We start from the raw sequence: 23,422 nt of genomic DNA on the forward strand, positions 1-23,422 counted from the left end.
TATCAACGGTTACACGAAATATTGATTTAGCTACAAAATAAAGAGGCTGTTCAAATATTGAACAGCCTCTTTCATATTAACGAGTTGGACCAGATACATCTTCTGATTTCAACGTATTATTTGCACCAAGAGAATGATACAGCATCTTTCCATTTCCATTCACAGTTACAATATGTTCGTTATTAAAACTTTTGAACTTCACAGATCCATCACCGTAACGAATATGATACTCTTCATATGTCGTTACTTTATATTTCGTAGCACTTTGACGCTCTACATTACGAACTTCCATCGTTAATAAGTCTTCTGTAATTCCTTTTTTGTGTAAATACTGTATATAATCACGATCTTCCTTATACGATTTCCCGCTCTTATCATAATTATTTTCAATTAAACTAAAATCATTTAATGAAATTGCACGTACGTTATCATAAATATGATTTCTTACAAAATCTCCAACGGCCGAACTCGAAGTTTCTTTCGGGAATCTTAAGTAATATGTACTTTGATCTCCCACTTTAACGCTTTCTGATTTAATTAAGCCAAACTCAGCATTTTTCTCTAAATGCACTTCTACCGTTTCATCTGTTGGTACAGGACCAAGTTTATAACTTCCGCGGCTTAACTTCCCACGCTTCTTACCATTCACAACTACATTTGCATCATTTTCATCAGAGGAAATTGTTACATAATTGCCTTCTAATGATAAATTCACATCTACCTTCGCACTTTTTTCATCTGCTAAATCTACTTCTTTTTCTGTTTCTAACTCAGTTAACTCTGACTTTGCTTTTGCCTTTACAACGTAAGAACCTGGAAAATATGGACCAATTTCTTTTGAAGTTTTGTCATTAGACAATTCTACTTCTTTCTTATCATTCACATATATTTCTGCATTCTTCGCAGTTGTACTTACATTCACATAATAAGATTTCATGCTAAATTTATACTTCGGATACAAAAACCATTCTTTTCCATCTTCTATAATTTGTCCATCTTTAAACGATGCTTTATCACTTGCTAGTTTTTGATCCACTGTCTCTCTTTGTAAATAAGACAGCAACTCTTTATTATATGAAGGGTTGTCTTTTAAATAACGGATATACGCCTTAATATCCTCTGCCTTAATCTTTAAGCTCGGATCATCTACCTTTACAAACTCATCAATTGCATTCGCATCTTTCTTTTGAAATGCCTCAATCATAACGTTTACTTGTTTTTCCTTTGAAAACTTGCTTGCACCAAATTTATATGCCCCGAACAATATAGCAAAAATAACGAGAAAACCTAGCAGTAAAAATATGTTCTTCTTACTTTTCACCGGCTTTGTTTCCCTTTGTATTTCTGAACGAGAAGAAGCTGTTTGATCAGCGATTTCTTCTAGCTTACTTCCACACTCTGGACAAAAATTTAAATGGTCTGCAACTTTTTCATTACATATTCCACACAACTTCAAGCGACTCTCCCCCTTATTTTTTTATCAATTTCATCCCAGCAAACACTAATACGTAAGAAAGAATAAAGCTACCTACTATTAAATAGATTGTGCTACTTTGAATCGATAATAGCGGACCAGAAATCCCCGTAAATTCCTTCATAATTTCCTTACTACCTGAAGCTTCGATTTGGATTTTTGCTAATCCATTTACACAAAGCATCATCACAGTATAAACCGCACTAAACATCGCAATCGTTACATATATGTTTTTCATTGGATATTGAGCTAATTTCATTCCAGCTCTAAATAGTAAGATACATGGTATTAAAATTAATAACCCCCACCAATGCATGTAGGAATTGAAATCATCCATATATTTAATTTCTTTAACAGAAGCACCATTAGCAATTGCCACATCTTTTAAAGACGTACCATTTAATGATATGCCTGATGTATATGATAAATGTAACGGCCCTTTTCCTCCTGGATAGTTCTGTATTTCTTTCTCCATGTTCGCCCATTCAATTGCAGTTGGAGCAAAGTGAGCCATGTTCCACATATACGGTGTTGCTTCTAATGAAATTAATGCTTTATATGTTTTCTCAGGAAAATCAATTGGTCCCATTGATTTTGAACTACTAAATAAAATCGTAATAAGTATAATACCAAATGTAATGATTAATCCTTTTAAAACAGTCACTACACTGTAATAAATAGATGCTGCATATGGAACACTTTGACTAATCGCGGAAAGCATACGATGTGGTCCCGCTGCAATACTCATGCCAATAAAGCTAAATAATAGACCAAATATAATACCGTACAACAAACTAATAATATGAGAATAACTAACATTAATCGTCATTGTTTCATAGAATTGAGAAATCGTCGTAGAAGAACTTGCTACAAAACTTACAACACATAAGAAAATTCCATATACAATACCGATAATACATGCTGTTACTAGCTTCTCACGCCAAACAATAGACGGTTTTTTTTTCTCTACAAAAAAGCCAATTCCACCTAATATAAGTGCTGGAATAGTTAACAAAATGAACAATGGGACATGAAGAATAAATGACATTATGTATGTACCACTTCCACTGACTTCAAGACCCATTAAATGATACGTTAAAATTAATGGTGCTATGCCAATGAAAGATTGATTAATAGTAGTCATATCCAGCATACCGTTCATATTTGTAACCATCGTTCTCATTAAGTCATTCATCGCTGCATCGATAATTAAACTACTAATCCAGCCAGCCAAAAACATGCATATAATTGCCAGACCACCACCAAGTAAGCCTTTTTTCAAAGCAATTCCAGATGAACCCACATTTAGTTGTACACCCTGGTCTGGTAATTTCGTTTTCATTTCTTTTTTCGTAATACCTACTAGTAAGGAATCGCCACATTTCTCACAATATGTAGCAGTTTCTTTACTTTCCACTCCACAAGTTCGGCAATATTTTGAGTCTTTGGGCGCTAATATAATATGACTCGCTACACTACCTGTACTAGACCCATCATGCGTACAATAATTTGATACATCAGACTGTTCTAAACCACAAGTTTTACAATACATGTTCCTCACTCCTTACTTTGCTTCATACCACAAACTGGACAGAATATAGCTTCTGTTACGATTTGTTCACCACACAAAGAACATGATTCATTTTCAACATTGTTTGTTTGAAGGAGTAACTCATTTTCTTTCCCGCACTGTCCACAAAATTTATCATTTAATGATAATGAACCACCACAGCTACACTGCCCCTTCTGACCTTGATTCTGCAAATTAGCAATTTGCTTACGCATGTTATAAATAGCAATATCAAGCTCTTGCACCGGTTCTACAATTCCTTTCAATACCTCTATTCGAACTTCATCATTACGCAGTTGCATATATGTAGTTTGACCAAGCTCCAACAAAATTTCAGTTTTCGCTTGTAACTTCTCCTGCGTAATTTTCTTTAGTTGTGCAACCTCTTGTGCAACTTGCAACTTCATCTTTCCTTGCTCAATTCCCTGTTGCAACTTGTTCATACCATTACCAAACTTCGCTTGTAAATCTGACACAACTTCCCCTCCTATAAATATATAGTAATATACGAAATTAACATTTTATATATTACCATGATTTTCAAGTTGTGTAATCCAAATTTCATTTTTTCTGTTTTGAGCATTTTTTGTTTATAATGGTAAAGGAAAGAAATATGTGTACGGAGGAATATTATGCTGCAACACTCAATTACGAAAGATGAAATTATGATGATTGCGAATGAGTTCGTTCAAGGACTAGATCCACAGCAAACAGCTGATCAGGAACATGTCGCTACAGCTCGGCACCTATATCGTAGTGGTGTTGTCTACAACGTTGACTTTGATGGTTATACACTATCAGGAACTGTAGATGCGGAAGGCAACGTATATAGCGTTCATATTCCGATTCGTAACGTCGCTGAAAGTTATTGTGATTGCTTCGCACCAACACAATGTGAGCATATGCTTGCTGTATTACTATCTGCAGCGTCTAGTTTTGGGCAAGTAGGAGATGTATTAACTTTATTTAAAAATAATACGAAACCTTCCCTTCCCCCTATTCGAACTGCAAGACAAGTATTGCAATCATCAGCTTTTGAAGAAACTGACTATAAAAGTTGGGAATCATATTTTGAAAAAGAATATGATTCATTTAAAAAAGAACAAGCTCGGCTTACTTATAAACAAATGTATTTTCTTATGAGTATCTTTACAGATTTCTATACGAAACTTGAGCGGAAAGCTCCGCGTGTCATTGCGATACATGAATTATTCAGGTTACACGCAGCACTTTACTGCTTTCAAAAGTTATTAGAAGAAATTCAGGCATTCGACGCAAACAAAACGTATTCTTATCACCAACCTGTTAATGTCATTCGCCTATTTGTAGACAAAGTGGAATCCATCGTTCGGGACTTACAATCAGAAGCGATTCCTTCAGAGTCTGAAATAATTTTACAAGAAACAGCTCGTCTCGTTCATGAAGTATTCTTCTCTACCGACACTTATACGCAAGAGCGATTTTTCATTTATCGTCACATATGGAGTGAACTTTTAAACAATAAAGAGAAAATACAAGAAGAAGAAAAACGAATCGATACGAAAATCAATCCACTATCCAAAGCGTTAGCGTCTTCCCATCTTCTCTTTTTGGATGACGAAGATCTACTAGCGATGGACTTACTAAAAAAACAGCCTGCTTCTGTTGTGAGTCTATACTTCTATTGGTTAGAAGAACTATTAAGTGCCATGCAGTGGGATCGTGCGAAAAATTGGCTTTCCTTTACGTATAAACAAGTAAAGAAAACAATCCAAGATCACGAAAATACGATTTTCATAAAAGACGTCGTTCGGCTATTTGTAATCATGTATGAAACATATGCAACACATACAAATGAACAAGCTGGTTTCGAAATGATTTTACAAGAACTATTACCATATAGTTTCACAAACTACGAACAGTACGTACTCGCGAAAAAACAGTATCGCACATGGGCAGAGCTTCATCTCCTATATGGATTTGAAGCAATTGAACTGTTGAAAGAGCCACTGAAAGATATTGAAAAAGAAGCGCCAGAAGCGGCACTTCCTCTTTACCATCTTGCTGCTGTAGAGGCGATTGAAGAACGAAATCGTAAATCATATAAACGCGCAGTTCGTTACTTAAAGAAATTACGTACATTATATAAACGATTAAAACGCACCGATGAATGGGATGCTTTCATTATTCACATTGCCAATCTCCATTCACGTCTGCGTGCACTACAAGAGGAATTACGGAAAGGAAAATTAATCGATGATCAATCAAACTGAAGTAACAATTAGGCTCCAGCATGTTAGTCAAGGTTGGTTCCTTTGGGGAGAAGATGACAGCGGTACTCCATTATCCGTAACAAGTTGGAAACGAAATGCATTCACATGGCACTCCACTTCTTTCTACGGTACGTTTCTAAAAGAAGCAACCTTCGAAGGAAAACAAGGTGTTATGCTAACAAATGCACAAGCTTTTGAATACATTGCAAACAAACCGATGAATTCATTTGCACATATGCAAATAAACGGACCTATTACAGCCCTTACGAAAGATGCAAATGAATTATGGGATGCCTTTACGAGTGGTAGCCTCGTACCAGATATGAATCATTGGTCCAAACGACCATCTTGGAAAGTTCAAAATACACCAATTGAAGATGACACATTAGCATCTCTTTTCTCAGCAGCAGTTAATGAAAGCATATTACAAGACAATCGCTCAAATGACGGCTGGGAAGATGCCAAAAGACTATATGAACATTACGACTTTACGAAAAGACAATTGGAAACAGCACTACATGAAGAAGATTGGCTTCGAAAAATTGGTTATATTGAAGATGATCTTCCGTTTACAATCGGACTAAGATTGCAAGAACCACAAGAAGAATTTGAAATGTGGAAGCTTGAAACAATTGTGACACCAAAGCGCGGGGCGCATCGCATATATGTATATGAAAACATCGATTCCTTACCGAAAAGATGGCACGATTACGAAGAACGGATTACAGAGACACAAGAAGGTTTTAGTAAGCTCATACCGTGGTTAAAAGAAGGAGATACGTTCCGAAATGAGCTCTTTGAAACCGAAGCGTGGAACTTCTTAACAGAAGCAAGCAATGAATTACTTGCAGCCGGCATTACAATTTTACTACCATCATGGTGGCAAAATTTAAAAGCAACAAAACCGAAATTACGTGTCCAGCTGAAGCAAAATACAGTACAAACACAATCGTTCTTCGGTATGAATACGCTCGTTAATTTTGACTGGCGCATTTCGACGAATGGCATTGATTTATCAGAAAGCGAATTTTTCGAACTCGTTGAACAAAACAAACGTCTATTTAATATAAACGGTCAATGGATGCGACTAGATCCAGCCTTTATCGAAGAAGTAAGGAAACTCATGAACCGTGCCGATAAATACGGACTAGAGATGAAAGATGTCCTGCAGCAACATTTATCAAATACGGCTGAAACCGAAATTGTAGAAGATGATAGTCCGTTTACTGATATTGAAATCGAACTAGATGGATATTATGAGGAACTATTCCAAAAGCTGCTTCATATTGGAGATATTCCAAAAGTAGATGTCCCTACTTCACTAAACGCAACACTTCGTCCGTATCAACAACACGGCATTGAATGGTTATTATATTTACGAAAGCTTGGATTTGGAGCATTGCTAGCTGACGATATGGGACTCGGGAAAAGTATTCAAACAATCTCTTACTTACTATATATAAAAGAAAACAATCTCAAAAAAGGCCCTGCATTAATCGTAGCGCCGACATCTGTTCTTGGAAATTGGCAAAAAGAATTTGAGCGTTTCGCACCGAATTTACGTGTTCAATTACATTACGGAAGTAATAGAGATAAGGGCAATTCATTTGAAGATTTCCTTCAATCAGCAGATGTTGTATTAACATCTTATGCATTGGCTCAACTCGATGAGGAAGAACTAACTTCATTATGCTGGGATGCTGTTATTTTGGATGAAGCACAAAATATTAAGAACCCACATACAAAACAGTCGAAAGCAGTACGAAACTTGCAAGCAAATCACAAAATCGCTTTAACTGGTACGCCGATGGAAAATCGCCTCGCTGAACTTTGGTCCATTTTCGACTTTATTAATCATGGATATCTCGGAAGCTTAGGGCAATTCCAGCGCCGCTTCGTCACACCGATTGAAAAAGATCGTGATGAAGGAAAAATCCAGCAAGTTCAACGGTTTATCTCACCATTTTTACTGCGCCGAACGAAGAAAGATCAAACAGTCGCATTAAATTTACCAGATAAACAAGAACAAAAAGCTTACTGTCCTCTTACTGGTGAACAAGCTTCCTTATATGAACAACTTGTTCAAGATACACTGCAAAATGTAGAAGGATTAAGCGGAATTGAAAGACGCGGCTTTATATTACTTATGCTGAACAAGCTAAAACAAATTTGTAATCATCCAGCTCTTTATTTAAAAGAAGAAGAGCCACAAAATGTCGTTGAACGCTCTATGAAAACAAAAACGTTAATGGAGCTCATCGAAAATATAAAAGATCAAAATGAAAGTTGCCTCATCTTCACTCAATACATCGGTATGGGGAACATGCTAAAACGTGTGCTAGAAGAAAAATTCGGCCAGCGTGTCCTCTTCTTAAACGGTAGTGTACCGAAAAAAGATCGTGACAAGATGATTGAGGAGTTCCAAAATGGAACGTATGACATTTTCATCTTATCCTTAAAAGCTGGCGGAACAGGACTAAACTTAACCGCTGCCAACCATGTCATTCACTACGATCGTTGGTGGAATCCAGCTGTGGAAAATCAAGCAACAGACCGCGCATATCGCATTGGTCAAAAACGATTTGTTCATGTTCACAAACTCATTACTACAGGAACATTAGAAGAAAAAATTGATGAAATGCTAGAAAGAAAACAATCTCTAAACAATGCGGTCATCACAAGCGATAGCTGGATGACTGAACTATCAACAGACGAACTAAAAGAATTACTTGGTGTATAAAGTGAAACTTGAATCAGGCCGTTTACGGGGAGTTTTACTACCCGTAAAAAAAAGCGCTAATCTCGAAATGAGATTAGCGCTTTTTTCTATTCCAAAACCAATTACTTATTATAATCCCCGTTAATCCGCCGCACGTATCAAGCAATGAATCTTGCCACATTGGTGTACGGTCCCCCGTATACCATTGATGGATTTCATCAAATGTTGCATAACCTGCAACGAAAAGAAGGGCATATATAAAACATCTTTTCCTCGAATTACCTGATCGATGAAAAGCGTAATAAATCAATGAACCTAGCATAAAGAACACCATAAAATGAGCACCTTTACGAAGGAAAAACTCAATAAATCCGCCTACACCTTTATTCGCAATACTAACAGGGGTTCCTCCACCATAATCGATAGATACCCATGAAAAATGTTCTTTCACAAATTCAACATTTACATATTGTTCAATATCTGAACGCATATCCTGCTTTTTATATGGTTGTGCCGAAGAATAGAAAATCAGCCCCATCCATAGTAATACAGGAATCCAAAATAACCATTTACGATTCATTATCCAGAATTCTCCTCTCTTAATCTTTTAAGGGTACCAAAAAAAAGAAAAAATTTCACGCCAAAACATGACATTTGTACCCTATTTATAAAGTGAAAGGAGGTGATACACATGGCAATTGAAACAATCGTAATGGATTTAACTTTACGTCTTGTCTTAAACAACGGATTAGATAAGAACGGCAAAACAGTTTTCAAGAGCAAACAATTTAAACGTGTTAAAACAAATGCGAGCTTAGATCAAGTACACAACGTAGCTCATGCTCTCGCTTCCTTACAAGCATCACCACTTCACGCTGTACAACTTGTAAGCACATCAGATCTTTCTAAACTATAAAGTAAAACTCGGATCAGTGGGGATTTTATTCATCCCCACTGATTATTAGCCCGCAATTTAACCGGCAGACCCGAATCCCGTAAATAGCGGGATAAATACAAAGGAGGGAATAACACATGCAAGTACTAGAGTTAATTTTCGCGAAAGAAGATGGAAAAACAGTCGTTTTTTCTATTGATACGCCTATCACACCAATTGATGCACAAGTCGTAAATCAAGTAATGGATACAATCCTTGCCTCATCTGTATTTTCATCCATTGATGAAAATACAAGAAAAAAGGGAGCTCGCCTTGTAGAAAAAAATGTATCTGAAGTTCCAATTACTCTATAAAATGAAAAAGACGAATCTGCATCATTTTGCAGATTCGTCTTTTTTCTTCGGCATTTCAATCGGAATAAAAATCTTTGAAAAACCGACGCATACGTACTTATAATGTTCTTCACCTATATCAAACTCAGTCGTATATGTTGAGAAGAATATATAATCATTTCGCTTCGTATAATGATCAATTAATAACCCAACTTGTGGCTCAACATACTTTTTCGCTAACTTTTTACCGGCCGATGCCAAGTCGCCAAGGAGACCCTCTTCATTCTCTTTTTGAACTTCATCTAGCTTCTTACTCACATCATTACGCTTCATAAACTGCTTCGCTGCCCATTCTGTATATTCTCCTTTACTCGGATTGCTATTTGCTAAATATACTAAGAGAATGACAACTAAAGCCATAATAATATACTTTTTCTTCATACTATATCACCGCCTACTCTTTTCTATTTTCATATATATGTACAAGCGATGCAAATTAGAAAGACCATCACCTATTGATTGTAAACGAATAGCCAAAATTTACAATATGAAATAGAATATTAACAATCAATTTACTTAATTTATATATAATTATATTCAGAATGAAAATTATAAGGGAGGATATAGAATTATGGATAATGAAAACAACATTTTTATTTCTAGTTCTACAATGATGCTTGAACCATGTAAACACCCTTATTACCGTACAAAAATTATCGACAGTAGCGGGAACCATCTTTACTCCTGTCAAACTGCTCTCCAACTTATACAGAAATCTTGTCTAACAAATATTCATTCTACTTATCAAGGGAGACGTAATGCCGTAAAAACAAAATTTAAATTTAAACAAAACGTTCCAATTCCGATCAATCATAGAGAATATATTTGTGCTTTCCCAACAGAATCTCCTGCTTCTCCAAATTGTATTTGGCTTTTCTTTAAACATGTTCATACAATAGAGTTTTTCCAAAAAGCTAAACGAGCTAAAGTTCATTTTTCAAACGGAGCTACCGTAACGATACAAATTAGTTCCCATAAGCTAAGTCAGCAATTATGGAAAGCTGGATATGTATTATCCCAAATGAACATGCAAGATTCATCACCTTAATAACAAATAGAATGGAAGGTAGTATTTCCTTACCTTCCATTCTATTTGTTATTTTTATCCTCTTACACTATCTCGCATTTTCTCGATTGCTTGCCGATACATCCATCTTACTTGATAATATGTCATTTCCGTCTCTAAAGCGATTTCTCCCATCGTCTTCCCTGCAAAAAAACGTTCAAAAATAATATACTTCTCCTTCTCATCTAACACACTCATAAAATCCTTCACTCTTATTTCAACATCTTCAAAATGAAAGATTTCCTCATACTCACCTACACATACACATCTTTCTTGCAAAGTAGATTCTTTCTTTAATCTTTCTAATATATAACCACGCACCGTTACAAGTGCATATGCAGGGAAATACCCCTTCTTTGCATCAAATCTTTCATACGCATGCCAAAGACCAATTAAACCACATTGATAATATTCTTCATAATCTTGGCGAATACCTAATTTCTTTATTTGATTTACAATCATTCCTTCATACAAAACAACTGCCTCTGTAAAAGTCGCTGGCTTCACACAGTACCCGTTTCTAAAAGGTATACCTTTCTAGTATTCCGCGGTACCTTCACAATATAAAAATAAAGAAAAGATTTCACTGTGAGTAATTTCAAATACTACCGATGGAATTTGAAATTACACTAGATAGTATTTGAAATTTTGTTGGCGGTATTTGAAGTAAGGGTAAAAATAAAAAAGGTGACTCTCTTGAAGAGTCACCTTTTAATTCAATCATATTATTATACAGGCAAACCAGGTAAAAACTTTGCAATCAATACAACAATCGCAGCTAGGAATCCCGCTTTAATAATGAATAAAACAATAATTGGAATAGCTGCTTTCACTTTACTTACTCCAGCTGTAATTTGTAACCCTAGCCAAATTAAAACGATATTCCATAAATAGAACAATTCAATTGTATTACCAATTCCATATGCAAGTGAACCTTGATCAAATAGTGGTCCTAAACTTGTATACGCAGTTGGTCCAGCACCTAAAATTAAAGCTATAACACCATTAATAAGTCCACCTATAACAACAACAATATCCGCATATACAATAATCATTACTATTTTTTTATAAGAAGTATCATTCCCATAGAACATCATAAACACCTTATAAATAGCTGCAATAACAAGTGTTGCAATCATAACACCTACTATTCCCCATATCGTACCAGAAATTACCTCTGATACAAGCGAACCCTGTTTTGCAAATTCGCCTCCTAATTTCTTTTGCATTTCAATCATCTCAGGTGATGTATACGTAACATACGCATTTAAACCACCTACAAGCCCTTGTAACAATGCGACTAAGAAGAACATACCCCAAACTTTCTCCGTCGTCTTCATTCGCTCAAACTGTAAACCCGGAGAAGCAATCATTCCAAATAATGATGGCTTTTCTCCGCCAACTTTTTGCGTATTCAAATTCGCTTCCATTATAACGCCTCCTTCTATTTATATAACCCGTTCTAACGGGCGGTTCACTTCCTCCACGCAAGAGGCTACGAACCGCCCACTAGAACGGTAATGTGTAGTTCTACTACACTATTAATTATTCATAACGCAATGCTTCAATTGGATCTAATTTCGCAGCTTTATTTGCTGGAATTAATCCGAAAATAATACCGAGCGTCATCGAGAATAATACGCCGCCAACGACAACTTCCCATGAAACGAGTGGTGGCCATTTTGCAAATGTGGAAACAATATATGCTCCGCCATATCCAAGACCAATTCCGATTAAACCACCTAGAAGCGTCAACATAACTGCTTCAATTAGAAACTGTAATAAAATTTTACTACGTGTTGCTCCAAGTGCTTTACGTACCCCAATTTCGCGCGTACGCTCCGTTACAGATACAAGCATAATATTCATAACCCCAATACCACCAACAACTAATGAGATACCAGCGATACCACCGATAATCATTGTCATAATACCGGTCATCTTCGAAATACCTTCTTGAATTTCTTTTAAATTCATAACTTCATATTTACCAGTTGCATCAGTCGGTTTACGACTATTTAAAACATCTGCAGCTTTTTTACCTGCTTTTTCTAGATTATCTACATTTTTTGCTTGCACAGAAATATTTTGAATTTCATCTTTCCCATACAGTGTCGGCCATAATGAAATTGGAACTAGTGCTTCTGATGGTCCCATTCCCATAAACTCATTATCTGATTTGTAGACACCAATAATTTGCATCGGTTGACCTTTCATTTCAATAATTTTACCGACTGGATTGGTATCCTTAAACACCTTTTCTTCCATTTGTTTACTAATCATGACAACGTTATTACCTTGATCCACATCTGATTCTTGTAAAGAACGTCCCTTTAACAACTTTACTTTATTTACTGCAAAGTACTCACTATCTAATCCAGTAATACTCACCATTTCTTTTTTATCTTCAATATCAAGTGGTTCCATGGTTGAATTTGTTGTTACCACATGTGCGATTTCTGGAATTTTTTTAATTTCAAAAATGTCTTCTTCAGTTATCTTCGGTGCTTCTACCATTCCCATACCGAAAGGATCGTTTATATCTGCACTATAATGAATCGGAACCGTTTGATTACCTGCCCCAACAAACTGCGATTTCAATGCAGCTTCCCCGCCTTGCCCAATTGCAACGACAGTAATAATCGAACCTACCCCGATAATAATACCGAGCATCGTAAGAGCTGAACGTAGTTTATGAGCTAAAATAGAAGATAGGGCAATTTTTATACTATCTAGTAAACTCATACCGCACACCTTCTATCTTCTGTAACTTTCCCGTCCCGTAGTACAATGCGGCGGGAAGAATACGCTGCTACTTCCTCTTCATGCGTAACCATAACAATCGTCGTACCTTCTGCATTAAGCTTCGTGAAAATATCCATAACTTGCTCACCAGACTTCGTATCAAGTGCACCAGTCGGTTCATCGGCCATAATGAACGTTGGGTTATTCGCAATCGCTCTTGCAATCGCTACACGCTGCTTCTGTCCACCGGATAACTCATTTGGTAAATGATGCACGCGGTCTGCTAATCCAACTTTACCTAACGCCTCCAAAGCACGCTTGCGACGCTCCGCTTTCTTCACGCCACCATATACGAGCGGAAGCTCAACATTCTCCACTGCTGAAAGACGAGGCAGTAAATTAAAATGCTGGAATACAAAGCCAATATATTCATTACGAATTAAAGCAAGCTTTGACTCGTCTGCTGTTAAGATATTCACGTCATTCAGCATATATTCGCCTTCTGTTGGACGATCTAAACAACCGATAATATTCATAAGCGTCGACTTACCAGAACCAGACGGTCCCATAATCGAAACGAACTCACCACTCTGAATCGTTAAACTAATACCATGCAAAATCGGCACCGCCAATTTTCCTTGATAATACGTTTTAGCAATATTATTTAACGTAATCATTTCTCTTTCACTTCCATTCCGTCATACACATCGTCGGAAGGATTTTTAACCACCTTTTGCCCCACTGTTACGCCCTCTACAACCTCTGTCCAGTCTCCATCAGTAGAACCTTTTTTCACATTTTGTTTACGAAGCTTCCCTTTATCCTCAACATAAACAAATGCATCATCGCCTTTTTCTACAATGCTTTTACTTGGAACAGCAATCATCGTCTTATTCTCTAAACTTACTTGCAGAGAAACATGGTAACCTGGAGATAAACCATCTTGACTATCAAGGCTAGCTTTATATGTATACTGAGACATATTTTGAGTTGCTTCACCCATGCCGCCAGCTTGCGCCATCTCTGCACTTGTTGGGAACTCACTTACCTCTGTAATCTTACCTGTCCACTTCTTCTTATTATTTGCTTTCGCCGTTACAGTGAATGTTTGATCCTTTTGAATTTGTGACTTCTGAAGCTCAGTTAACGTACCTTGAACTTGGAATGGATCTTTAGAAGCTACTTGTAAAAACGATTTTCCTTGACCACCTAACGCTTGAGATGAACTTTGTGCCGCATCTTTATCTAACTTTTGAACAACACCAGCGAAATTACTATAAATCGTAAGCTCTTTCTGCTTCTTACTTAACTCTTCTTTCTGCAACTTCCCTTTTTCTTTCTCAAGATCAGTTGTCTTTTGAGCAATCTCCAGCTCACTTACTTGCTCGTCCATCGGATCTGTTACTTCTTTCCCAGCTCCGCTATCTTTCGCCTTCTTAATTTCTTTCTTGAGCGAATCAATCTTCTTTTTCCCTTGATCGTAACGCATATCCGCCATCTTCTGATCAAGCTCAGCTTGCTTCATTTGAAGATTAATCTCTTCATTATCATAAGAGAATAACTTCGTACCTTTCTCTACCTCTTGCCCTTCTTTTACCTCAATATCTTTCACTTTCCCTTTGGCCGGATCTGCATAGAAGCTTTCAATATTACCAGGCTTCACCTGACCAGAAATTAACTTCGTATTATTCAGCTTACGCTCTGTCACTTTCTCAAAACTTACAGCATCAGCATTTGTTGATGCACCCTTCTTCTTACCTTGCATAACAAAAATATTAATTGCCGCTACAATAACAATTAGTGCAATAACCCCAATAATAATCCATTTCTTCTTCTTGTTTGGAGTACGAACCGTATTTGGTAACATATTCTCGCTCCCTTTTATAACTTAATAGTTTAATATAAAAATTGTATAAAACTTTCTGAAAATATATTACATATTATTACATTATTTTTACAAAGTTTTACACATCCATTTATATTGTAACAAAAATTCCAATGATTAGAAATATGACATTATATCTTTTAAGATAGATTTAAGGAAAGGAAAAAGGGCAATTTTAATTGAATGGAAGCCATTCTTTATTAACAAACTTCTTGCCAAAATGAATCATTAAAATCATTTTCCTAATTGCACCATCGCTATTTTGTCATATATATTTGACATTTCATCTATTCAATTATAAAATGTCACATATAAATGACATTTCGGTACACGAGGTCTACAACCATCAATGGGAGGGTTATATTTGAATAACGTTAAACAATATCGAAAATCTGAAGGGCTATCGCAACTAGAGTTAGCTAAAAAAGTTAACGTGGCGAGACAGACAATAAATTTAATTGAAAACAATAAATATAATCCCTCTTTAGCCTTATGTATCGAATTAGCAAAAGCACTAAAAACAGATTTAAATAGTCTATTTTGGGAGGGAGATTAAATGATGAAAATTGAATGGAAAGAAAGAGTTTATAATAGTTTTGTTGGAACACTAAGTGAGAGAGATGAATACCAAAAACAAGAAATCAATAAAGAGTTATCTGTAGCTGGAATTGGTTTGTGGTGGTTAAATATGTTGGTAATGCTTATTATGTTACTTGTTGATACTATGAATCACACAATATCTATAGGGACAATATTCATTTTTCTATCTAATATGATTTATGCTAATTACTTAGCCTTTAAATTCAAGAAAAAAGGTTTAAGTGATACTGAATGTACAACAAAAGAAGAATATTTACAACACAAGAAAAAATTAAGAAAAGCTGGCTTAAAAGCAGGTGTGCTTTGGGGCTTTCAAATGTTTGTTTTTATGAATTATATCCTTCCCTATGTAGGTTCAGAGGAAATCTCTATTTCTTTATTTAAGGTTGTAATTTTCATCTGTGGCGGCGGATTTTTCGGTCTAACTATGTACGTAATTGGTTTATTAAACCTAAAAAAATTATATTAATTAACAAAAATCATTTATATATTAAACTGCAATTTTACATACTGTTTGTTTTTTCTAATATAAAAGCTATCCAATCACACACAATTGGATAGCTTTTTCAAACAAAATATTACGCTACTTTAGGATCTTTTCTCTCATGTCCACGTTGAACAATAAATAAGAAGATTGTTGATAAAACCGCACCTGTTAGTAGTAAGATGAAACAACCATCCCAGCCAGAACGATCAACAATAACACCAATTGCTGCGTTAGCTACAAGACTTCCGCCTACATAACCGAATAGACCACACATACCAACTGTCGTACCTACTGCAAATTTCGGTACTAATTCCATCGCACTTAAACCGATTAAGAACTGTGGTACATAAATTAAACAACCGATAATAGAAACTGCAATACTTACAACAAGTACGCTAGTTGCTTGCCAATATATAAACGTACCAATAACAACTCCAACCATACTAATAATACATAATGGCATACGTTTTCCTTTAAATAATTTATCACTTAAAAAACCAACGATTAATGAACTTGGAATTGCCATACCTTCAAAGATTGCATATGCCGCATGCGCTTCTGCTTTTGAAAATCCTTTAACTGTCGTTAAATAAAGTGGAACCCAGTTAATAACACCGAAACGAATTAAATAAACAAAAGCATTCGCAATACATAAGAACCATACAAATTTATTTTTCACTACATACTTCATTAAAATTTCTTTTGGTGACATCTTGTTAGCATTATCTGCTTTTTCAAGATTTTCATAGTCATTACGATACTCATCAATTGGAGGAAGACCTTCAGATTCTGGTGTATCCTTCGCATTGATCCAAACAAGAACTGAAATTACCATTGCGATAATCGCAGGGAAAATAAACACGCCGCCTTGCCAATGGTTTTCACCAAAAATACCTACACCAATTCCGACAAGTGGTGGCACAAGCATTCCACCAACGTTATGTGAAATATTCCAAAGACCTGTTTTCGTACCGCGTTCTTTCTTCGAGAACCATTTTGTCATAACGATACTACAAGGTGGTGCTCCCATACCTTGTACAATACCGTTAACAACAAGTAATGTAACAATCATCCCAAATGATGATGCAAAGCCGAAACAAATATTTACAAGCCCTGATAAGAATAAACCTACTGCGATAAAGCGCTGGGCGAAAGCTTTATCTGATAAATTCCCCATAAAGAACTTACTAAATCCATAAACAATTGCCATTACTGAACCTAGTAGACCAATTTCAGCTGTACTAAAACCATATTCTTGTACTAAATACGTACTTGATAACGTAAAGTTACTACGAACTAAATAATAAGCAGCATATCCAACTGAAATCCCGATTAACACACGAATACGTAGTAATCGATATACACGGTCGATCATATCCGCTGGCAATCTTTCAATTGCAGGTGCTGGCTTGAGCCATTTAAACATATATTTTCGTCTCCTTTTCTCACTTCAGAGAGAGACGCTGTCTATTCCATATCTCGATTATTCCGCTATTTGATATATTTTGGTTCGTCCTTCTAACCGGCTGTCCTTCTATTTCTTTCTCATTCTTCGCAAACATCGTTGGTACGCCAAACGACACTTTTTCTAAAATGTGACCCGCTTCTTCTGATAAACAATAATCAATAAATAAATCCGCAATAATACCACTCGGTGCACGTTTTAGTTTAGAAATCGCATTAACGGATAACCCTGTTTGCTCAGGTTCGTTACTTAAAATCGGAAAGCCTTGTTTTTGAAGCATTCTCTGATCTCCCATAAAGTTGATGCCTACCATATATTCACCACTTGCAACAAGTTCTGCTGGGATGTAACCATTCACTGTTACTTCTCCAACTTGTTCTGCCAGATTCTTCACATATTCCTTCGCTTCCTCTTCACCTAACGTATCAATAAGTGACTGAAAAAACGTATATGCTGTACCTGAAACATTTGGATCGGGCATGACAATCTTTCCTTTATATACTGGATTCAATAAATCTTTCCATCTTAACGGATACGAGAGACCGAGCGGCGCTATTTCCTCGCTCCACCGCTCTTTATTAATCGCAATTGCCAGCTTCTCCACTTCATAACCGTACCAATAACCATCTTTATCTTTAACAGTTTTTGAAATACGATTTGCATGTTGGCTTATCACAGGAATAGAAAGATTTTTTTGCTTCATCATTTGATGCGCATCTACTGTACCGCCAATAATAATATCCGCCTTCGGATTTCCAGCTTCTTCTTCCACTCTACGAAGAAGTTCTTCTGTTGAAAGACGAATAAATTCATACGTACATCCGCGCGGTTTACAAAATGATGAAAGTAACGCTTCACCAACTTCCTCACGAGCCGCTACATACGCAACAATATGACGATCATCCAAAATAGGGAGACCATTTTTACTATATTTAATAGAGGTTGTATCTCGAGAGCAACTAGACATCGCTCCTCCAATTACTAGCAAAAAGAAGAAAAAGGCTATCTTTCTCATGACGCATTCTCCTTTACGAATAACTCTGCTAGAGAGCCTTTCATATACATGACATTTCCGTTATTATCACCGAGATATTGCACAACAAAGTACGATGGATACACAGAAATCGTAAGAATATCTTCACGATCATTTTTTACGCGCTTACCTGTTTTATAAGCTGTAATATAAGCAATCGGTTCATTCTGCGATTGTAATAACTTCTGAATTTCTCCGTAATCTGTAATTTGCTTTGCGTGCCGAATAGAATCAAGTATGTGCGTAAGATTGATAGTACGTACCACATCGCCTTGACGTACTACGACTTCCTTCGCTGAAGCAAAGAAATCACTAATACGCTCTGGCGTGTAATACAGGCTTAATAAATACGTTTGAAGTGCTGAAATCATCGGATCCATGCCATTCTTTCCGTATACATTTTCCCCATACTGGAACAAGTCACCTACTGCAAAAGTACGCTTATGTCCATTCAAGTACGTTACTTCTCCAGTAAATACTTGTTCTTTGCTCTTAACGTCACCTGGCTCTATTCGAATTCGGTCAAAGAATGAAACAATCGTATGCAAACGAACTTCATCCGTTACAACGATTTCTCCCCACTTTTCATGTCTTACTTTCACTTCAATTGGAAGAGATTCATTCACCCTTTGTAAAACGGCTTGTTTATCATTTACAATGTTAATTCGATTATAGATTTGCTTCTCCATAACATAAAACAAAACAAGAGAAACAATCATACAAATGACAAACATAAGAATTTGAAATGATAGCCTTTTCATTTCTGCCTACCTCCAAGATAAAAAAACGTTGTTTCGAAAATACCGCATAATTGTTTCATAAATGTATCATTTAACCGCTTTCAAGTTTTTTATGTCTTCCATCCTTCTCGGAAGCAAAAATGTAATGAATATTGTAGTACCTATTTCTTCACTACTCTCAATCCGCATGCTTCCGCCCTGCTTATTCATAATCTCCTGACAAATATACAAACCATAACCATTCCCGTAACTAGAAGGAAGTGCTTTTCCTTTCGGAGACTCATTCCACTCTGCAAGCACCACTTCATCTATACCGATCCCATCATCATGAACAAAAACCTTCGCCTCATGCTCATTTACAATTACATTCATACGAATGTGCGAAGCATCACTATACTTAATTGCATTATCAAGCACATTTAAGAAAATTTGCTTCGTCTTATCAAAATCCGCAACAACATGTACATCCGTTAACTCATTTATCACTTCAATTTCAAATTGATTTAGACGAGGTTTCACAATTGAAACTGCTTCTTCTGCCAATTCCTTTATGTTCACAACTGTAGGTGACACTTCAAACGTACTCTTCCCATATTTCGAAGACTTGAGCAGTTCCTCTACAAGTGATAATAAACGCTCACTTTCCACCGCCACATAACGAAGACTTTCCTGTACATCTTCTTTCGATTGTAACTTCGGAATTAAATCCACATAACCGATAATTGCCGTTAGCGGTGTTTTTAGCTCATGCGTAATGCGGTCTAGGAAATCCTTCTGCTTCTCTTTCTCCTCCTGCAATTGCTTAATATGCAGCTCAATTCCATCGGCCATCGCGTTAAAAGATGCTGAAAGCTGAGCGATTTCTACGTACTCATTTAACTCAATCTTACTCTTATAATCACCATTCGCAAGCTGCTGTGCCATTTGTCTCAACTGATCAATTGGCTTATGAAGAGACTTCGCCAAACGAATCGCAAAGAAAATACCCGCAGCTACTAAACAAAGGGACGCCATTAAGAATGTCCAGCTCACATTTGTTAAAACTTCCTTCTCACCCGTTAACTCATTTATAAAACGAATACTTCCAATGACATCGTTTCCATAATATACTGGGCTTGAAAACAAAAGAATAGGAGCTGGATCCGCCTCCTCAAAAACGTAAGACTTCTTCCCCTTCAAGGAACTCTCAATGTCAATGTTACGGTGAAGCAATGCTCCTTTTTGTGTATCTGCAACAACATCGCCATTCTTCCCGATCATCTGCACACGGACATCCATACGCTTCGCTAAATACGACGCAATTAAAAGTGAATTAGGACCAAGCGTATCCACTTCTGCTTCCTTCTCTAAATAATTCATCGTATAAATTTGTGCTTCTACACTTAACTTTTCTAAAGAATCTGCTGCGTTATGATACATATTCTTTTCTAACGTAATATAAACAACTGCATATAAAAGAACAAAAATCGGAATTAACAGCCCAACTATTCCAAACACCATATTTCGCTTTAAAGACATACCATCACCACTTAACAATCCAGTTTATAGCCAACGCCATAAATTGTCTTAATATATTCTCCGCTCGTCCCGAGCTTCTTTCGAAGTCTCTGCACCATAATATCAACGGCTCTCGTATTTCCGATATACTCAAATCCCCATACTTTCTCAAGTAACTCATCCCTCATAAACACACGCTGCGGATTTGAAACAAATAACTGACATAAATTAAACTCTCGGTACGTTAACTGAATCTCTTGTCCACTCACATGTACCTTTCTTTCCTTAGGACAAATCACTATCTCTCCAGCCTCAATTACTTCATGACTTACAGCGTTCTCCGTCTTCTTTACACGCCGCGCCATATTCTTAACCCGAAGAATAAGCTCCGCATAATTAAACGGCTTCGTCACATAATCATCAGCACCAAGCTGCAAGCCAAGCAACTTATCATTCATCTGACTCTTTGCCGTTAACATAAGCACCGGAATATCCCTATCCCTCTCACGGAACAAACGAAGCAACTCATACCCATCCGTATCCGGAAGCATAACATCCAAAATCAATACATCCGGCCCCTCATTCCATCGCTCTAAAGCTTCTCTCCCATCAGCCGCTGCTAATACTTCATAACCTTCCATCTCCAACTGCATCCGAATCAAATTACGAATACTCGATTCATCATCAACAACAAGTATTTTCATTATTTTCCTCCTTCCATCATGTATTATAGTACAGTTTAGTATAGCAAAAATCCTATAAAAAAAGAGAGAGTATTGTCGAACATATTTTGTCGACGATACCCTCTCTTATACAAGTCATAGCTTATATCCTATCTTGCAGCATACAACCTATTAAATAAATCAACCTTATTATAAAAGAAGGATTCGACACATAACCAAATCCTTCCACAATTTATTATAAACGATTCATAATGTCTTCTTTAATAGTAAGTAACTTTTGTTCACTATTTTGTAAAGAACTATCTTGTACACCGAAGTAGAACTTAATCTTCGGTTCAGTTCCAGATGGACGTAGGCAGAACCATGAACCATCCTCTAATTGATATTTTAACACATTTGATTTCGGTAAGTGAATCTCTTCTTTATGTCCATCTTGTAAAGACGTAACGATGCTTGCTTTATAGTCTTCCACTGCTACGACTGTTAAGCCCGCTACTTCTTTCGGAGGATTCTCACGGAACGTCGCCATCATCTCTTGGATTTGTTCCGCTCCATCTTTTCCTTTTAACGTTAACGATACAAGGTCTTCACGGAAGAATCCGTATTTCTCAAATACTTCTAATAGACCGTCATATAACGTTTTCCCTTGTGATTTGTAGTATGCAGCTACTTCACATGCAAATAGGACAGATTGTACTGCATCTTTATCACGGCAGAATGGGCGGATTAAATAACCATAGCTTTCCTCATAACCGAATTGGAATTCATATTGTCCGCTTTCTTCATACTGTCTAATTTTCTCACCGATAAATTTAAATCCAGTTAACGTATCAATTGTATCTAAACCGTATGCTTTTGCAATTGTACGACCAATCTCAGACGTTACGATTGTTTTTAATACGAAACCGTTTTCCGGAAGCGTTCCGTTTTCTTTCTTTTGAGATAGTAAGTAATCAAGCATTAATGCACCTGTTTGGTTTCCTGTTAATACTTGGAACTCACCATTATGATTGCGCACCGCTACACCTAGACGATCTGCGTCAGGATCAGTTGCGATTAATACATCTGCGCCTACCTTTTCACCGTCACGAATTGCATACTCAAACGCTGCGTGCTCTTCTGGGTTCGGTGATTTTACTGTAGAGAAGTTTGGATCTGGTAACTCTTGCTCTTTTACAACTGTTACATCTGTAAATCCAACTTCTTTTAAACCACGGCGTACAGAAATATTTGATGTTCCGTGTAATGGTGTAAAGACGATTTTTAAGTCTTTACCAACCTTTTGTACCATTTCTTTATTAATGATGACATTGTTCAATTCTGCAGCATATGCATCATCTACTTCTTGTCCAATAATATGTAATAAACCGTCAGCTTTTAATTGCTCTACATCAGCGACTTCAACTGTTAATTCATCTTCTACTGCGTTTACGTAACTAATTAACTCATCGGCCTCTTTTGGAGGCAACTGTCCACCATCTTCACCGTATACTTTATATCCGTTATATTCAGGCGGATTATGGCTTGCCGTAAGAACGATTCCACTTACTGTATGTAAATGACGAACTGCGAAAGAAAGTACTGGCGTTGGACGTAAGCTTTCAAACACATATGTTGTGATACCACGTGCACCAAGTGTAGCAGCAACCTCCATTGCGAACTCAGGTGATTTATGACGAGAATCATAGGCTACAACAACACCTCGTTTTTTCGCTTCCTCACCTAACTTTTCAATAAAGCTTGCTAATCCTTTTGTTGCTTTACGAACTGTATATACGTTTAAACGGTTCGTACCAGCACCAAGTTCACCACGCATACCACCTGTGCCAAACTCTAGATTTTTATAAAAGCTATCCTCGATTTTCTTCTCATCTTGCTTCATATTTTCTAGCTGTTCTTTTAATTCTGCATCTAATTGT

23 protein-coding genes are annotated in these 23,422 nt (G+C 36.6%); 7 read left to right on the plus strand and 16 right to left on the minus strand.

Going from position 1 to position 23,422, the window contains the following annotated elements:
• Window positions 1-76: 76 nt before the first annotated feature.
• From ACTJJY_RS28200 to ACTJJY_RS28210, 3 genes are read right to left on the minus strand one after another with little or no spacing between them, the layout of a single operon-like run.
• Window positions 77-1,456 carry a zinc ribbon domain-containing protein gene (locus ACTJJY_RS28200; RefSeq protein WP_440607129.1) on the minus strand — a complete coding sequence of 460 codons (1,380 nt, stop codon included), beginning with the start codon at window positions 1,454-1,456 and terminating at the stop codon, window positions 77-79.
• A 13-nt stretch (window positions 1,457-1,469) separates the two neighbouring features.
• Entirely contained in the window at window positions 1,470-3,026 is a 1,557-nt protein-coding gene (locus ACTJJY_RS28205; protein ID WP_440607130.1) for a hypothetical protein, read from the minus strand.
• Between the two features lie 5 nt (window positions 3,027-3,031).
• Window positions 3,032-3,520 carry a double zinc ribbon domain-containing protein gene (locus ACTJJY_RS28210; RefSeq protein WP_440607131.1) on the minus strand — a complete coding sequence of 163 codons (489 nt, stop codon included), beginning with the start codon at window positions 3,518-3,520 and terminating at the stop codon, window positions 3,032-3,034.
• A gap of 156 nt (window positions 3,521-3,676) precedes the next feature.
• Between ACTJJY_RS28210 and ACTJJY_RS28215 the strand changes: the two genes are divergently transcribed.
• Window positions 3,677-5,296 carry an SWIM zinc finger family protein gene (locus ACTJJY_RS28215; RefSeq protein ID WP_097988039.1) on the plus strand — a complete coding sequence of 540 codons (1,620 nt, stop codon included), beginning with the start codon at window positions 3,677-3,679 and terminating at the stop codon, window positions 5,294-5,296.
• Window positions 5,280-8,036 (plus strand): DEAD/DEAH box helicase, encoded by a 2,757-nt coding sequence (locus tag ACTJJY_RS28220; protein ID WP_440607132.1) that lies wholly within the window; start codon window positions 5,280-5,282, stop codon window positions 8,034-8,036. Before ACTJJY_RS28215 ends, ACTJJY_RS28220 begins: the two co-directional genes overlap by 17 nt.
• A gap of 73 nt (window positions 8,037-8,109) precedes the next feature.
• Here the strand turns inward: ACTJJY_RS28220 and ACTJJY_RS28225 are convergent, their stop codons facing one another.
• Entirely contained in the window at window positions 8,110-8,595 is a 486-nt protein-coding gene (locus ACTJJY_RS28225) for a VanZ family protein (RefSeq protein ID WP_440607133.1), read from the minus strand.
• Between the two features lie 111 nt (window positions 8,596-8,706).
• On the opposite strand from ACTJJY_RS28225, the gene ACTJJY_RS28230 reads away from it, so the two are divergent.
• On the plus strand, window positions 8,707-8,931 hold the full coding sequence (locus ACTJJY_RS28230) for a DUF1659 domain-containing protein (protein WP_000963861.1): 225 nt from the start codon (window positions 8,707-8,709) through the stop codon (window positions 8,929-8,931).
• Between the two features lie 116 nt (window positions 8,932-9,047).
• A complete protein-coding gene (locus tag ACTJJY_RS28235; RefSeq protein ID WP_001197593.1) occupies window positions 9,048-9,263 on the plus strand; it encodes a DUF2922 domain-containing protein in 216 nt (71 codons plus the stop codon).
• 21 nt (window positions 9,264-9,284) lie between these two features.
• Here ACTJJY_RS28235 and ACTJJY_RS28240 read toward each other — a convergent pair whose 3' ends face one another.
• The gene (locus ACTJJY_RS28240) at window positions 9,285-9,683 is read right to left on the minus strand and encodes a DUF4359 domain-containing protein (protein WP_000731400.1); all 399 of its coding nucleotides are present in this window, start codon (window positions 9,681-9,683) and stop codon (window positions 9,285-9,287) included.
• A 190-nt stretch (window positions 9,684-9,873) separates the two neighbouring features.
• Between ACTJJY_RS28240 and ACTJJY_RS28245 the strand changes: the two genes are divergently transcribed.
• Entirely contained in the window at window positions 9,874-10,350 is a 477-nt protein-coding gene (locus ACTJJY_RS28245; protein ID WP_098013985.1) for a competence protein ComK, read from the plus strand.
• A gap of 54 nt (window positions 10,351-10,404) precedes the next feature.
• Here the strand turns inward: ACTJJY_RS28245 and ACTJJY_RS28250 are convergent, their stop codons facing one another.
• The 5 genes from ACTJJY_RS28250 to ACTJJY_RS28270 form a co-directional block, all read right to left on the minus strand.
• Window positions 10,405-10,875, minus strand: a complete 471-nt coding sequence (locus tag ACTJJY_RS28250; RefSeq protein WP_440607134.1) for a sigma-70 family RNA polymerase sigma factor — start codon at window positions 10,873-10,875, stop codon at window positions 10,405-10,407.
• Window positions 10,876-11,096: 221 nt separating this feature from the next.
• Entirely contained in the window at window positions 11,097-11,798 is a 702-nt protein-coding gene (locus ACTJJY_RS28255; protein WP_377823279.1) for a Yip1 family protein, read from the minus strand.
• 115 nt (window positions 11,799-11,913) lie between these two features.
• Complete coding sequence (locus tag ACTJJY_RS28260; protein WP_006922891.1) at window positions 11,914-13,113, minus strand: ABC transporter permease; 1,200 nt, start codon at window positions 13,111-13,113, stop codon at window positions 11,914-11,916.
• Window positions 13,110-13,790: an ABC transporter ATP-binding protein gene (locus ACTJJY_RS28265; protein WP_000631624.1), complete on the minus strand. Its 681-nt coding sequence runs from the start codon at window positions 13,788-13,790 to the stop codon at window positions 13,110-13,112. The genes ACTJJY_RS28260 and ACTJJY_RS28265 overlap by 4 nt, the downstream gene beginning before the upstream one ends.
• Window positions 13,787-14,980 carry an efflux RND transporter periplasmic adaptor subunit gene (locus ACTJJY_RS28270; protein ID WP_440607135.1) on the minus strand — a complete coding sequence of 398 codons (1,194 nt, stop codon included), beginning with the start codon at window positions 14,978-14,980 and terminating at the stop codon, window positions 13,787-13,789. Before ACTJJY_RS28270 ends, ACTJJY_RS28265 begins: the two co-directional genes overlap by 4 nt.
• 382 nt (window positions 14,981-15,362) lie before the next feature.
• On the opposite strand from ACTJJY_RS28270, the gene ACTJJY_RS28275 reads away from it, so the two are divergent.
• Both ACTJJY_RS28275 and ACTJJY_RS28280 read left to right on the plus strand, forming a co-directional pair.
• Window positions 15,363-15,554: a helix-turn-helix transcriptional regulator gene (locus ACTJJY_RS28275; protein ID WP_001067016.1), complete on the plus strand. Its 192-nt coding sequence runs from the start codon at window positions 15,363-15,365 to the stop codon at window positions 15,552-15,554.
• On the plus strand, window positions 15,555-16,067 hold the full coding sequence (locus tag ACTJJY_RS28280) for a DUF3278 domain-containing protein (protein WP_000975594.1): 513 nt from the start codon (window positions 15,555-15,557) through the stop codon (window positions 16,065-16,067).
• Between the two features lie 109 nt (window positions 16,068-16,176).
• On the opposite strand, the gene ACTJJY_RS28285 is transcribed toward ACTJJY_RS28280, so the two are convergent.
• The 6 genes from ACTJJY_RS28285 to ACTJJY_RS28310 form a co-directional block, all read right to left on the minus strand.
• Entirely contained in the window at window positions 16,177-17,511 is a 1,335-nt protein-coding gene (locus ACTJJY_RS28285) for an MFS transporter (protein WP_000477603.1), read from the minus strand.
• Between the two features lie 19 nt (window positions 17,512-17,530).
• Window positions 17,531-18,565 (minus strand): ABC transporter substrate-binding protein, encoded by a 1,035-nt coding sequence (locus tag ACTJJY_RS28290; protein ID WP_088019813.1) that lies wholly within the window; start codon window positions 18,563-18,565, stop codon window positions 17,531-17,533.
• Window positions 18,562-19,344 (minus strand): DUF3919 family protein, encoded by a 783-nt coding sequence (locus ACTJJY_RS28295; protein ID WP_440607136.1) that lies wholly within the window; start codon window positions 19,342-19,344, stop codon window positions 18,562-18,564. Before ACTJJY_RS28295 ends, ACTJJY_RS28290 begins: the two co-directional genes overlap by 4 nt.
• A gap of 66 nt (window positions 19,345-19,410) precedes the next feature.
• Complete coding sequence (locus ACTJJY_RS28300) at window positions 19,411-20,841, minus strand: HAMP domain-containing sensor histidine kinase (protein WP_440607137.1); 1,431 nt, start codon at window positions 20,839-20,841, stop codon at window positions 19,411-19,413.
• A gap of 11 nt (window positions 20,842-20,852) precedes the next feature.
• Window positions 20,853-21,524 (minus strand): response regulator transcription factor, encoded by a 672-nt coding sequence (locus ACTJJY_RS28305; protein WP_000699555.1) that lies wholly within the window; start codon window positions 21,522-21,524, stop codon window positions 20,853-20,855.
• Window positions 21,525-21,738: 214 nt separating this feature from the next.
• The coding region (locus ACTJJY_RS28310) for a phospho-sugar mutase (RefSeq protein WP_440607138.1) at window positions 21,739-23,422 on the minus strand (1,684 nt) is incomplete at its 5' end.

This window comes from Bacillus sp. 22475 (assembly GCF_052044835.1).
Classification (GTDB): domain Bacteria; phylum Bacillota; class Bacilli; order Bacillales; family Bacillaceae_G; genus Bacillus_A; species Bacillus_A cereus.

Coding starts and splice junctions, on each gene's coding strand:
- ACTJJY_RS28220 (WP_440607132.1), top strand. CDS start 5,280: ATGATCAATCAAACTGAAGTAACAATTAGGCTCCAGCATGTTAGTCAA.
- ACTJJY_RS28215 (WP_097988039.1), top strand. CDS start 3,677: ATGCTGCAACACTCAATTACGAAAGATGAAATTATGATGATTGCGAAT.
- ACTJJY_RS28305 (WP_000699555.1), bottom strand. CDS start 21,524: ATGAAAATACTTGTTGTTGATGATGAATCGAGTATTCGTAATTTGATT.
- ACTJJY_RS28240 (WP_000731400.1), bottom strand. CDS start 9,683: ATGAAGAAAAAGTATATTATTATGGCTTTAGTTGTCATTCTCTTAGTA.
- ACTJJY_RS28255 (WP_377823279.1), bottom strand. CDS start 11,798: ATGGAAGCGAATTTGAATACGCAAAAAGTTGGCGGAGAAAAGCCATCA.
- ACTJJY_RS28260 (WP_006922891.1), bottom strand. CDS start 13,113: ATGAGTTTACTAGATAGTATAAAAATTGCCCTATCTTCTATTTTAGCT.
- ACTJJY_RS28225 (WP_440607133.1), bottom strand. CDS start 8,595: ATGAATCGTAAATGGTTATTTTGGATTCCTGTATTACTATGGATGGGG.
- ACTJJY_RS28235 (WP_001197593.1), top strand. CDS start 9,048: ATGCAAGTACTAGAGTTAATTTTCGCGAAAGAAGATGGAAAAACAGTC.
- ACTJJY_RS28300 (WP_440607137.1), bottom strand. CDS start 20,841: ATGTCTTTAAAGCGAAATATGGTGTTTGGAATAGTTGGGCTGTTAATT.
- ACTJJY_RS28230 (WP_000963861.1), top strand. CDS start 8,707: ATGGCAATTGAAACAATCGTAATGGATTTAACTTTACGTCTTGTCTTA.
- ACTJJY_RS28295 (WP_440607136.1), bottom strand. CDS start 19,344: ATGAAAAGGCTATCATTTCAAATTCTTATGTTTGTCATTTGTATGATT.
- ACTJJY_RS28280 (WP_000975594.1), top strand. CDS start 15,555: ATGATGAAAATTGAATGGAAAGAAAGAGTTTATAATAGTTTTGTTGGA.
- ACTJJY_RS28265 (WP_000631624.1), bottom strand. CDS start 13,790: ATGATTACGTTAAATAATATTGCTAAAACGTATTATCAAGGAAAATTG.
- ACTJJY_RS28270 (WP_440607135.1), bottom strand. CDS start 14,980: ATGTTACCAAATACGGTTCGTACTCCAAACAAGAAGAAGAAATGGATT.
- ACTJJY_RS28205 (WP_440607130.1), bottom strand. CDS start 3,026: ATGTATTGTAAAACTTGTGGTTTAGAACAGTCTGATGTATCAAATTAT.
- ACTJJY_RS28290 (WP_088019813.1), bottom strand. CDS start 18,565: ATGAGAAAGATAGCCTTTTTCTTCTTTTTGCTAGTAATTGGAGGAGCG.
- ACTJJY_RS28285 (WP_000477603.1), bottom strand. CDS start 17,511: ATGTTTAAATGGCTCAAGCCAGCACCTGCAATTGAAAGATTGCCAGCG.
- ACTJJY_RS28245 (WP_098013985.1), top strand. CDS start 9,874: ATGGATAATGAAAACAACATTTTTATTTCTAGTTCTACAATGATGCTT.